Source organism: Oceanotoga teriensis, from assembly GCF_003148465.1.
Taxonomy (GTDB): Bacteria; Thermotogota; Thermotogae; order Petrotogales; family Petrotogaceae; genus Oceanotoga; species Oceanotoga teriensis.
Genome location: NZ_QGGI01000015.1, coordinates 64,513 through 77,327, shown reverse-complemented (window position 1 = coordinate 77,327; position 12,815 = coordinate 64,513). Strand labels below are relative to the sequence as shown.

Here is a 12,815-nt window from a genome sequence, read left to right as displayed (position 1 = left end):
TAACTACTACCATATTTTATGTTTATTAATTTTTTAATAAATAAAATTTCTTTCATTATTTATTATCTTTTATATTTTTTTGTTTTTTTTAATTTCTATGAATTATCATGAAATATTCACTTAAGCGTATTTTATAGAGGGAGGTATTAATATGAATAGTCCTGACAGAGTAGTAGACTTAAAAATTTCCATTGATAAAAAGATTTATTTTTTAAGAGAATTAAAAAGAATTCATGATATTAGAGAAAAGGATTCAAGAGCTTTAGATGTGATAATTGCTGAGGATTTGGAATCTGATTATCCGGAGGATTGGTATTCAACTATGCATATTTGTAAAACACCCATCAAAAGCGAAAAAATTAATGATATTAAAATAAGTGTTCATAATATGTATTTAAACAGTGGTAAAAAATCCGATATTTTATGGTGTATATTTGATGATTCAAATGATTTATTGAATTATATTGGCATATTGGAAAACAAATGAGGATGCTATAGCATCCTCATTTGTTTATTAAATTCGATACAAATTTTATTATTTTTTCATTTTTGTATACTAATTCATGATGAAGATTTTCATCTTGAAAATCAGAATATACATTTGTTTCTCCGCCATTTTTTTGACTATATACTGGTACAGCTCCATCATTTTTTATAAATCGATCATCCATTTGTGAAATTTCACCCATCATTTTCAAAGAATTGTATGTGAAATTGAAAGCCGGATCATCTATGAAATCTTTTATGTCTGAGAATAAATAATAAGTTTTATCTTTGTAAAAATTATTTTTTTGTAATTGTATTATATTTTCATTGTAATTCAATACATCTAATTCTTTAAAAAGATTTTTATTAATATTTTTTATATATTCTTCATTTGAAAATCTTATTGATATACCACCTTTAAAAGGATCTAATATTCCATTCATGGTTAAAAGAGCTGGAAAGAATATTGGATATTCTTCGAGTACTTCTTTTATATATATTTCTATGTCTACCTTTTCTTTTTGAATTAATGATAAAGAAAGTTTTGAAAGTATATCAAATGTTTTTATAATTGTTTCGTCTACTTTTAAAGTTTTTTCATATAATCTACTATCAAACAATTGTGGGACATTTTGTAAAGGTGAACCAAGATTTACTCCATTTAGCATTATTATTTTTTTGATATTTTTATATTCATAATTATTCAATGCTTTCAATGTTACTAAAGCTCCCATACTATGGGATATAAAATATACTTCTTCATATTCTTTCATATTCATTTTTTCTAATTCTTTATAAAGATCATTTCCAAATTCTTCATAAGTTTTTGTATGGGTATCATATATATATTCATAATAATCATATTCTTTTTTTAAATCTTTTTCAAAGACCCTATACCATTCATTCCATGTTTCAAATCTTTTATAGCTTCTCCATGGATATGTTTTTAAATCATTTATAGTTTCATCTACATATATGGGCTGCAATCCATGTATAAAAAATATCGCTTTTTTATTTTTTTGTTTTGAATAATCTATTTCTCTATAAGAGTTGGTAACAAAAGGTAATGTTATGTTTAATGGTTGCTCTTTTCTTTTTATTATCAATGTATTTGATTTATATTTCATTTTATAGAGTTCATTATAATCTTCTATTTTTTTTGTATCTTTTATATCTATTATAATTTGAATTGTATATATATCTTTTAATAAAAGTACTGGATCATATATATCTAAAATTGAAGGAAAAATGCCATAATAATCACTTTTAGTTAATTCTTTACTTATTATTGGATAATATTTTTTTGTATTAACATAATTCAAATTATTAAAAAGTCTTACCCTTGAGTTTATTTTTATAAAATTTTCATTTTTTAATCTTTCATTCTTTATGGCTAATGGTATGAATACTTCATCGATATTTGCATTTTCATCTGGATAATAATTTATATATATTTCATTGTCTTGTATTTTTATAATTGTTTTGAATCCCATTATATTAGAATTTTTAAATAATTTTAATTCTGTATCTTTATATTTTATTATATGTTCTTTTTCATAATCATCTATTATATAATATTTAAATTCTTCACTCGATATTATACTATTTTTGTCTAATTTTATGAGATTAAAAGAATTTAATTTATCATATTCTTTTACCTTATACAAGTTTTCATCGAGCTCAACTTTTTTATTATTTATATTTAATATATAATCTTTAGAGTCATTTATATCTATAAAAAATTCTCCTTTTTTATAGATTATTTCAGATGAAAATATAATCAAATTTATAATCATTATCGATATTATTAATAAAATTTTTTTCATTTTTGTATCCCACCCATGAGTATATATTTTTTGAATACGCCTTCTATAACTTTTTCATTGGATAGTATTCCTTTATGTGTTGTATTTTCAGAGTATGTATTATCTATTTTTGGTCCTTCAACTCCTTCTATAATTTGACTCGATAAAGGTACTGCACCATCATTTTCTATATCATCATCGGTACTTCCAGTCATATCTCCAAAAGCTTTTAAGACTGCATATGAAAAATTATAGGCTATATCTCCAGATTTTTCATTGGTGGTTGAATATACTATAACTGTTTTATCGAGATATTTGTCATCTTTATTCAAATTTTTTACTAATTGATTACTTTTGAATATTTTACCTTCTGTTACTTGAGGATATAAAGTCTTTTCAAGACTCGCAAGATATTCTTCATTATCATAATTAATAGATGTTCCACCATAGAATGGATCTAACATACCAAGTTGAGAAAATACAACCGGAAAAAATACTGGATTTGATTGAAGAATTTCTTCTACTTCTTTATCTATTGTTAAATTTTCTCCATTAAAAAATGATACTATTAATTTTTTCCCTATTTCAAGTAAAGGAATCATAAAATTTGTATTTGGAACGATATTTTTTACTATTTGTGAAGAAAATAATTGTGGCAAATTTTGTAAGGGGGAACCTCTATTAACCGCATTTATAGTGACTATATTTCCTATATTATCATAATCACCTTGATTAACTGTAAATCTTGAAACAAGACCTCCCATACTATGTGAAATAAAATAAATTTCATCATAACCATTTTTTTCATCGAAGAAGTCATTTTTTGTCATTATTTCATTTAAGTCTTTTCCAAAATCTTCAACGGTTTGAGTATGAGTATCATATAAAAATTCATAAAAATCAAAGTCTTTAAATTTTTCATCATTTTCATATATATATCTAAACCATTGATTAAAATATTCAAATCTACTGTTTATTCTCCATGGAAATCCTTCTTCTGTTTTATTTTTTAAATCTATTATTTGAAGTCCATGTACAAATATTAATGCTTTTTTATTTTTTTGAAATTCTTTTTTTTCTTTATTCAATTGAAGTTCTGTTTTTCTAAAGCTTTGAGCTTTTATGGGTATTAATTCATTGAAAAACACGAGATCTTCATAAAACTTTATTTCATCAAATTCTGGTTTTACTTTCCAAAGTTCAGCAAAATGTGGCACTTCTTTTTGTTGATTATAATATAATTTTATTTCAAGGGACTGATATACTGGAAGGTTAAAAAATATTGGTGAGTATACATTAACTATAGTTGGAAAAATCTGTTCAAAATCACTATCTGTAAGAAATGTAGGTATCAATGGATAATAATTTGTTGATTTTTTGAATGCCACTGTATCAACAACTTTACTTACACTTTCGACATTCATATATCTTGGTGTATTTAAATTTATATTTTTATTGAGAGTTTTTATTCCTATTGGGAACATAAAATTATTTATAGAATAATTTTTTTCTTTAATTATTTTTTCTATTATATTTTCTTCTGGATTATAAGGTATATAATCTATTTTTACATAATTTTGATCTGTTTCTTTATCATATCCATTATAAACAAAAGTATCAAAATCTTTTATATAAGAACCTTTGTATAAAAGAATTTCTGTGTCTTTTAATTTAAATATATGATCTTCATCTTCATTTCTTATCATGAGAAATGTTAAATCGTCATTATCAAAGTTTATTCCTTCATCTGTAACAGCTCTCACTATAACTTTCGTTTGAATATTGGGCTTTACAAACATCTCTATATAATTTGTATTTGGACTGAGTATTCTCATATTATAAATTTCATCTTTTTGAATATCTTTGAATAAAACTATTATATTTTTTTGTCTTGAATTCATATTATTCCATTTTAAAGAAACTTTATCATAAGAATATTCTTCAACGGTTACATCTTGAGGCGGCATTATTTTATCTTGAGCTTGATCATTTATTTCTATGAAACTTAAAAAACTAATACTTCCAGCTATTAAAGCTATTATTATAGAAGTTAATATGACTTTTTGACTCAAATTAAAACCTCCCATTTAAAAACATATATTTAATCAATTATATATTAATTAATTAAATATATAATTAAAAAATAACTGTTTTTTGACAAAACAGTTATTTTTGATATAAATGACACATTACTTTATGTTTATTTAAATTTTCTATCATTTCTGGCTTTTTATTTTTACATATTTCCATTACATTTGGACATCTTGTATGAAAAGGACAACCTTCTGGTGGATTTAATGGATCTGGAACATCTCCCTTTAAGATTATTCTTTTCTTACCAGTTGTTTTATCTATTTTAGGAATAGCGGATAATAAAGCTTTTGTATATGGATGAAGAGGATTATTGTATAATTCTTCAACATCTGCAATTTCAACTATTTCTCCAAAATACATCACTGCTATTCTATCACTTATATAATAAACAACATTTAAATCATGTGAGATAAATATATAGGTTAGATTAAATTCATTTTGAAGTCTTTTCATCAAATTTAATATTTGTGCTTGAACAGATACATCTAAAGCCGAAACAGCTTCATCAGATATCACCAATTGAGGGTTTAACATCAAAGCATGTAATATTATTATTCTTTGTCTTTGACCCCCTGATAATTCATGAGGATATCTATTATAAAATTCTTTACTAAATCCTGCTATTTCAAGCATTTCACAAACTTTTTCTTTTCTTTTTCTTGTATTTTTATAATCATAATTTTTTAATGGTTCTTCAAGTATCCAACCTATTCGCTTTTTAGGGTTTAAAGATGAATATGGATCTTGAAATATTATTTGTATATTCCTTCTCAACTCTTTTAGATCTCTATTTTTTAATTTTAAAATATCTTTACCATTGAAGATTATTTCTCCATCAGTAGCTTGTATTAGCTTTACTATCGTTTGTCCTGTTGTAGATTTTCCACATCCAGATTCTCCTACTAAGCCAAATACTTCACCTTTTCTTACCTTAAAATTAACTCCATTTACAGCTTTTAAATATTCAGTTTTTTTGAATAGTTTTCTTTTAGGTTGTTTAAAATAAGTCTTTAAATTATTAACTTCAAGAATATAATCATTTTTCATAAGTTTCACCTCTGAATTATGCCATGAAACATCTGACTTTATGTCCATTTTTTTCTTTCAAATCAGGTAATTTAATAAAACATTTTTCTACTGAAATCGGACATCTTTCTTTAAAAGGACACCCTATAAGCCTTTGTTTAGAATCCGCTACTTTACCTTTTATGGTATTTAACTTGCTCCCTTTTTTAGATGGCTCTGGTATTGATTCCAAAAGACCTTTTGTATATGGATGTAATGTATTATTGAATAATTCTTTTGTTTCAGCTTCTTCTACTATAAAACCAGCATACATTATTATTATTCTATTAGACATTTCTTTGATCAATGCAAGATCATGAGAAATAAATAATATCGAAGATTTTTTATTTTCATTTATACCTTTTAAAAGCTCTATTATTTGTGCTTGTATAGTAACATCCAAAGCTGTTGTTGGTTCATCAGCTATTATTAAATCGGGATTATTTGCAATTGCAATTGCAATCATTATTCTCTGTCTTTGGCCTCCCGATAATTCATGTGGATATTTATTATATGTATTTTCAGGTGAGGCTAATCCTACGTTTTTCATTAATTTTATTACTTTATCTTTATTATCTTTTTTATCACCAATTCGATGAATGTTTATTATTTCTTTAATTTGATTTCCAACTTTTAAAAGTGGATTTAAAGATGACATTGGTTCTTGAAATATCATAGAAATATTTTTTCCTCTTATTTTTTTTAATTCTTTTTCTGAAAGATTTAAAAGATTTTTATCTCTATATAATATTTCACCTTTTTTTATTTGGGCATTTTTTGAAATTAGTTTTAATATTGCAAGAGATGTAACTGTTTTCCCACACCCAGACTCTCCTACAAGACCTAATATTTCACCTTTTTTTATACCAAAACTTACATCATTAACTGCAATTAGTTCTGATTTTTTTTCTTTGAAAGATATGGTTAAATTCTTTAAATCTATTATATTCTCATCCATAATTATTCCTTCTTTCTTTTATCAGAAGCATCTCTTAATCCATCTCCTAAAAAATTAAATCCTAAAACTAATAAAGTTATTAATATTCCAGGAACAAGAGCAAACCATGGTGCTCTTTCTATGTATATTTGAGATTCATTGAGCATTCTTCCCCAACTCGGATATGGTGGTTGAACTCCAAGGCCTAAATAGCTCAAAGCTGCTTCTGATAAAACAGCTGTAGAAAAACCCATAGATGCTGCTACAATTATTGGGGATATAACATTTGGAAGTATATGAACAAATATTATTCTTATAGTTTTTGCCCCAGACATTTTAGCTGTTTTAACATAATCCATAGATTTATGTTGAATAAAACCACTTCTTGCTATCCTCGCAAATGATGGTATAGATATTATTCCTATCGCTATTATGGTATTTTTAATTCCAACTCCAAAAATTGCAACATATAAAAGTGCAAATAATATTCCCGGAAAAGCCATCATTGCATCCATAATTCTCATTATTATTTCATCTACTATTCCACCAATATATCCGGAAATTGCTCCGATAAAAACTCCAAATAATAAGCCTATACCAACAGAAATTCCTCCAACAATAAAAGCCGTTTGTGAACTTTTCATAGCTCTACTCAATATATCTCTACCAAAATTATCAGTTCCAAGTATAAATTCTTTACTTGGAGAATTTAATTTTTTGTCGAGATTCATTTTAGTTATATCATATGGAGTATAAAAAATACTTATTATCATTAATATGAAAAGAGATGAAACTATAAATATTCCTATTTTTAAATATATATTTTTTTTCAATTGAATCAACACCTAATCTAATTTTATTCTTGGGTCTATAAATTTATAGACAATATCAACTAAAAAATTTATCATTACAACTATTATAGAAATATAAAAAACGAGCCCTTGTACCAAAGGAAGATCTCTCGTAGAAATCGCATTTATTAAAAGTCTTCCCATTCCAGGTATAGTAAATACTTGTTCTATAACAATACTTCCAGCAAGTACTTTAGCTATTATCATTGCCAAAATAGTTATAACTGGTATAATTGCATTTCTCAATATATGAAATATTAAAACTTGATTGGAACTTAATCCTTTTGCTAAAGCTGTTTTTGTATAGTCTTTATCTTTTTCTTCTAAAATAGAACTTTTTAAATATCTTATTACAACAGCTATATTAGGTATAGCTATAGCAAGGGCAGGTAAAAATAAAGATTTTATTGATTCTAAAGGATTTTGGGACCAAGATACATAACCTCCTGCTGTAAAAAGATTTAGTATTAATCCAAATAAATATATAAGCAATATACCAGCCCAAAAAGATGGTATAGCTAAACCTATTTGAGTTATAAATGAGATTAAAAATCCAAAAATATTATCATCATACTTAGCTGCTAAAATCCCAAGTGGAATTCCAAATATAATAATTATTATAATACTCATTATGGACAATTGAAAGGTAACAGAAAATCTTTGACCTATTATATCATTTACATCCATATCATATCTTATTGATTTTCCCATATCTCCAGTAAAAATACCGCTAACCCAGGAAATATATCTCCCGGCTAGCGGTTTATTTATATTTAATTCTTCTCTTAAGGCTTCTATTTGTGCTTGATCTGCATTTATTCCTAATTTTGCCAATACAGGATCACCCGGTATAAGTTCAAAAGCAAAAAAAGTTATAATGCTAACCAAAAAAACTGTTATTATCATAGCAAATGTTTTTCTCATAAAATACATTAAAAATCACCTATTCTACTTTATACATGGTTGAAATATCTTGTATGTATAAAGGATAAAGTTGATATCCTTGAAAATGGTCTTTTATAGCTACTATTAAATTAGGATCCATTATAAAAACTGCTGGTGCATCTGAAGTCAATATAGCTTCAGCTTTTTTATAAAGTTCAACTCTTTTATCTTCATTTATCTCTTTTCCAATATCATTCATAGTTTTATCAAATTCTTCATTATTATAATTTATAAAATTTCTTGGATAATCACTCATATATTTTTTTAAAACATCATAAGCATTAAGTTTTCCAGTAAACGCTATAACTGTAGATTGATAATCTCTAGATGTATAAACTCTGTCAAGCCATACTCCCCATTCAACTTGCTCAATGCTTGCATTTATTCCAACCTGTTTTAATTGTTCAACTATTATTTGAGCTGTATCTACATGAAATTTATAATTTGATGGAACTGTTATTATCATATCAAATCCATCTTTATATCCAGCATCATTTAACAATTCTTTTGCTTTATCTATATTCACATCATAATAATTCTCAAGATCTTCATTATAGTATTTTTTCATTGCAGGACTCATATTTGTTCCTATTTTACTTCCATAATCATTAGCAAGAGCTTTTATTATTTGATCTTTATCTACAACATGATTTATAGCTTCTCTAACTCTCTTGTCATTAAAAGGCTTTCTATTCATATTAAATGCAAATAGCTGGACAAGATTTTGAGCTCCATCTACTACATAAGAATTTTCTCCTAAAGATTCTATATACTCTGCTGATATTCTTGGATACATGTCTATTTCTCCAGCTTTGAAACTTAAAAGCGATGCTTGTTCATCTGGTATTATTCTAAATTCTATTTCATCTATTTTTGGAACATCTTTATTCCAATAATTTTCATTTTTTTCCATTATTATTTTTTGGCCTGGAATATATTCAACAAATTTAAAAGGCCCTGTTCCTATAGGTTTAGTATTTTGAAACTCATCATTATCTTTAGGTATTATAGGTTGTATAAAATTACTCAAAAAATTTGTATCCAATTCTTTTAAAAACACCTTAACAGTATCATCATCTACAATAGAAACTTTTTCAACTTTATTACTAAATTCTGTAGATAAACCATTTGAATTTTCGGTTCCTATCAACCTATCCAAAGAATATTTTATGTCTTCAACAGTCACAAGATTATTATTATGAAACTTTATCCCTTTTCTCAATTTAAAAGTATAAACCTTACCATCATCAGAAACACTATAAGAACTTGCAACTGCTGGTTTTACTCCTCCATCTGTATTTGGATCTAATAAACCTTCAAAAACATTAAACATTATTTCATAAGTGCCTGATGCTGCAGCTCTATGTGGATCTAAAAAATCTGGATCCTGTGCTACTCTCACTACAATTCTCACTTTATCATTTTCTTTTTCTGTTTCATCGCTACCACATGAAATCAAAACAAAACTCAAACTCAATAAAATCAAAACTAATAATATAGTCTTATAAACCTTTTTCATAATTTTTCCTCCTTTAGAAGGATTTAAATATAGTAAACATCTCCACAATTTGCTAAATATAAATCACCAATAAACTCTTTTTTAGCTTGATTCAAAAGATCTTCATGATCTCCAAAATGAGGTAGATGTGTTAATATCATTTTTTTTACATTCGCCGAATGAGCTATATTTCCAGCCTGTCTTGCAGTTAAATGTCCTTTTATTTCTTTTTCCATATTTTCATATAATGAAGATTCACATAAAAATAAATCTGCTTTTTCTACAAATTCAATTAAATTATGCCCTATTTGTGTATCAGCAGAATAAGCAAAATATTTATTTTCATGGTGAACTCCTATGGAATAGCAAAGAATCGGATGTTCATTGAGCGAAAACCTTATTTCAACATCATTCAATGATAATATAGAACCTTCATCATATAATATAGATTCAGTAAATTCACCATATTTCATTTCTTTAGATTTATTATCTTTTAATGGAGATATAATTTTTAAAGGGGGTCTTCTCTTAGCAAGTTTCATAGATATCATACTTGCATATTGAAAAGAATATATATCAGTAAAATGATCTGGATGAAAATGACTTATAATAACATAATCTATTTCATCTAATGAACAGTACCTTTGAACATTGGTTAAAACACCTGGGCCACAGTCTATAAGTATTTTGTTATTTTTGGTTTCTAATAAATAACCTGAACATGGTTCATCTTTTTCTGGATAAGCCCCCCATCTTCCAACTATAGTTAATTTCATTTAATCATCTCCTATTTTTAATTATTGATATAAATTATTTCTATAATATTTATTTACAATATGTAAATTAACAACAAATTGAACACTAATTATGTTATAATTTAATATATTTAACCAAAATAAAATGAGTATTTATAATTATAAAAATTTTAATCGATATAAAAAAATATATGCAACTAATTATATCAATAATAGTACTATTTTCTATACATATAAAACCAAAAATATAGATATTCATTAATATCAAAACTTATAAAGTATAGGGGTGAACACAATGAATTCATTAAAAATCTTCTTTAAAAACAATTATTTTAATACTATAATTGTTTTAATTTTATCTTTAATAACTGGATTTTTTTCTTTTATTTTATCTGGTGGAGAAAAATCAAGAATAAATATAGCTCAAAATTTGGCAAATGAGCCTGAAATAATCATGATTGATGAATCTTTGACAAGTGTGGATGAAAAAATGGAGTATTCAATATTTGAAAATATTGTAAATAATTTTAAAGATAAAACTATATTATGTATAAGCCATAGAAATTCAAGTAAAGATATGTTTGACAAAGAAATAAAAATATTTTAAAAGGGGGAATTTTATGTATACAAAAGAAGAAGCTGCTAAAATTCTTGGCGTTTCAGAATATACAGTAAAAGATTGGATAAATAGATCAAAATTAAAAGTAACTTTCGAAAATAATGAAGAGGTCATTTCAGAATCAGATTTAAATGATTTTATAAAATCTACTGGTATAAAGTTTGTAAAACCTGAAAAACCTGAAGACATCTTTGATGAAATATCTTCAAATAAAATTATAAAAGTAAATAATTCTGATCTTATAGAAGATAAAATAAAAAATATAGAGAAGAAATTTAAAAAAGAAAATAACACTTTAGATGATTCTGAAATAAAAAAACTTTTTAATGAAAAAAATAAATAATAAAAAATTAACAGGAGCCTTTAAATATTAATTTAAAGCTCCTATTTTTTATGATAGAATATCATTAAATTTAAGTGGGAGGTTTTTTGATGAAAAAAATTTTAACATTAGTTCTTTTTTTCACTTTGATAATTTTTACTTTTTCTGAAAATTTACAAGTACCAAAACCAAATTATACAAGCTATGAATTAGAAAATGGATTAAAAATATATATTTTTGAAGATCATAGTATACCTTTAGCTAAAGTATCTGTTTGGTATAATGTAGGTTCAATTGACGAATTTAATGGAAAAACAGGGTTATCACATTTCTTAGAACATGTAATGTTCTTGGGAACAGATTCTCTCAATAAACAAGATATTGATATTCTATTAAAATCTGTCGGTGGAACTAATAATGCTCAAACTTCATATGATTATACAGTTTATTTTGAAGAGATTCCTTCTGCAAAACTGGAACTTGCAATAGCTATAGAAGCAGATAGAATGAGAAATTTAAAAATAGACTCTGAAGAATTTAATAGAGAAAGAGAAGTTGTAAAACAAGAAAGAAGGATGAATTTAGAAAGTAATTTCTTTCAATCCGCTTTAGAAGACTTACAAGCAACTGCTTTCAAATATTCTGGCTTGAATCATCAAGTAATTGGATGGATGGATGATTTAAACAACTTAACAGTTGAGGATATGAGAAATCATTATACAACTTATTATGCTCCTAATAACGCTATATTATCTGTTTCTGGAGATATATATCCTGAAGATGTTTTAACTCTTGCAAAAAAATATTTCGATGATTATAAACCTCAAGAAATCAAAAGAAATACAATAAAAGAACCTGAACAAAAATCAGAAAATTTTATAAAAATTGAAAAAAATACAAATATTCCCGTAATGGTTATGTTATACAAATTACCCGCTGGAAATTCTGAAGATATCATAAGTATAGGCTCTATAATGGATATTCTTGTAAATTCGCAAAATTCAAGAATAAATACAAGATTGAAATTAAAAGAAAATGTGATAATGGAAGCTGGAGCTTTACCATTTTTAATAAGGAATCAAAGTTATGCAATATTATATGCTGTTCCTTATAACGAATCTCAACTTGATTATGTTAAAAATGCTTTTGATCAAGAATTAGAAAATATCTTTAAAAACGGAGTTAATGATGAAGAATTAGAAATAATAAAGAAAAACACCTTAAAATCTTTGATATTTTCACAAAAGAATATTAAAAATGTTGAACAAATAACAATTTCTAATATATTAAAATATAATGATGAAAATCTACTTCAAAAAAATATAAATATCGTTGAAAATCTAAACTCTAAAGATATAGAAAATTCTATAAAAAAATATTTTGTACCTAATAATAGAACTGTTGGATATATAGTCCCTAAATCTAAATAATGGAGGAA

12 protein-coding genes are annotated in these 12,815 nt (G+C 25.2%); 4 read left to right on the top strand and 8 right to left on the bottom strand.

The window, feature by feature from the left end; all coding sequences use genetic code 11:
- Nucleotides 1-151 precede the first annotated feature (151 nt).
- Nucleotides 152-487, top strand: a complete 336-nt coding sequence (locus C7380_RS10230) for a hypothetical protein (protein WP_109605572.1) — start codon at nt 152-154, stop codon at nt 485-487.
- 16 nt (nt 488-503) lie between these two features.
- Here the strand turns inward: C7380_RS10230 and C7380_RS10225 are convergent, their stop codons facing one another.
- The 8 genes from C7380_RS10225 to C7380_RS10190 all read right to left on the bottom strand — a co-directional run bounded on the left by C7380_RS10225 (nt 504) and on the right by C7380_RS10190 (nt 10,457).
- Nucleotides 504-2,312, bottom strand: coding sequence for a lipase/acyltransferase domain-containing protein (locus C7380_RS10225; protein WP_109605570.1), 1,809 nt, complete (start codon nt 2,310-2,312; stop codon nt 504-506).
- The gene (locus C7380_RS10220; protein WP_158274874.1) at nt 2,309-4,363 is read right to left on the bottom strand and encodes an alpha/beta hydrolase; all 2,055 of its coding nucleotides are present in this window, start codon (nt 4,361-4,363) and stop codon (nt 2,309-2,311) included. Before C7380_RS10220 ends, C7380_RS10225 begins: the two co-directional genes overlap by 4 nt.
- Before the next feature lie 94 nt (nt 4,364-4,457).
- Nucleotides 4,458-5,432, bottom strand: coding sequence for an ABC transporter ATP-binding protein (locus C7380_RS10215; RefSeq protein WP_109605566.1), 975 nt, complete (start codon nt 5,430-5,432; stop codon nt 4,458-4,460).
- 16 nt (nt 5,433-5,448) lie between these two features.
- On the bottom strand, nt 5,449-6,408 hold the full coding sequence (locus C7380_RS10210) for an ABC transporter ATP-binding protein (RefSeq protein WP_109605565.1): 960 nt from the start codon (nt 6,406-6,408) through the stop codon (nt 5,449-5,451).
- Between the two features lie 2 nt (nt 6,409-6,410).
- Nucleotides 6,411-7,226, bottom strand: a complete 816-nt coding sequence (locus tag C7380_RS10205) for an ABC transporter permease (RefSeq protein WP_371682089.1) — start codon at nt 7,224-7,226, stop codon at nt 6,411-6,413.
- 6 nt (nt 7,227-7,232) lie between these two features.
- On the bottom strand, nt 7,233-8,171 hold the full coding sequence (locus C7380_RS10200) for an ABC transporter permease (protein WP_109605563.1): 939 nt from the start codon (nt 8,169-8,171) through the stop codon (nt 7,233-7,235).
- Between the two features lie 10 nt (nt 8,172-8,181).
- Nucleotides 8,182-9,702: an ABC transporter substrate-binding protein gene (locus tag C7380_RS10195; protein ID WP_109605561.1), complete on the bottom strand. Its 1,521-nt coding sequence runs from the start codon at nt 9,700-9,702 to the stop codon at nt 8,182-8,184.
- Nucleotides 9,703-9,725: 23 nt separating this feature from the next.
- Nucleotides 9,726-10,457, bottom strand: coding sequence for an MBL fold metallo-hydrolase (locus tag C7380_RS10190; protein WP_109605558.1), 732 nt, complete (start codon nt 10,455-10,457; stop codon nt 9,726-9,728).
- 274 nt (nt 10,458-10,731) lie between these two features.
- On the opposite strand from C7380_RS10190, the gene C7380_RS10185 reads away from it, so the two are divergent.
- From C7380_RS10185 to C7380_RS10175, 3 genes are all read left to right on the top strand, one after another.
- A complete protein-coding gene (locus C7380_RS10185) occupies nt 10,732-11,043 on the top strand; it encodes a P-loop NTPase family protein (protein WP_109605556.1) in 312 nt (103 codons plus the stop codon).
- Nucleotides 11,044-11,056: 13 nt separating this feature from the next.
- A complete protein-coding gene (locus C7380_RS10180) occupies nt 11,057-11,398 on the top strand; it encodes a helix-turn-helix domain-containing protein (protein ID WP_109605554.1) in 342 nt (113 codons plus the stop codon).
- 89 nt (nt 11,399-11,487) lie between these two features.
- On the top strand, nt 11,488-12,807 hold the full coding sequence (locus tag C7380_RS10175) for a M16 family metallopeptidase (protein WP_109605552.1): 1,320 nt from the start codon (nt 11,488-11,490) through the stop codon (nt 12,805-12,807).
- The last annotated feature ends 8 nt before the right edge of the window (nt 12,808-12,815 follow it).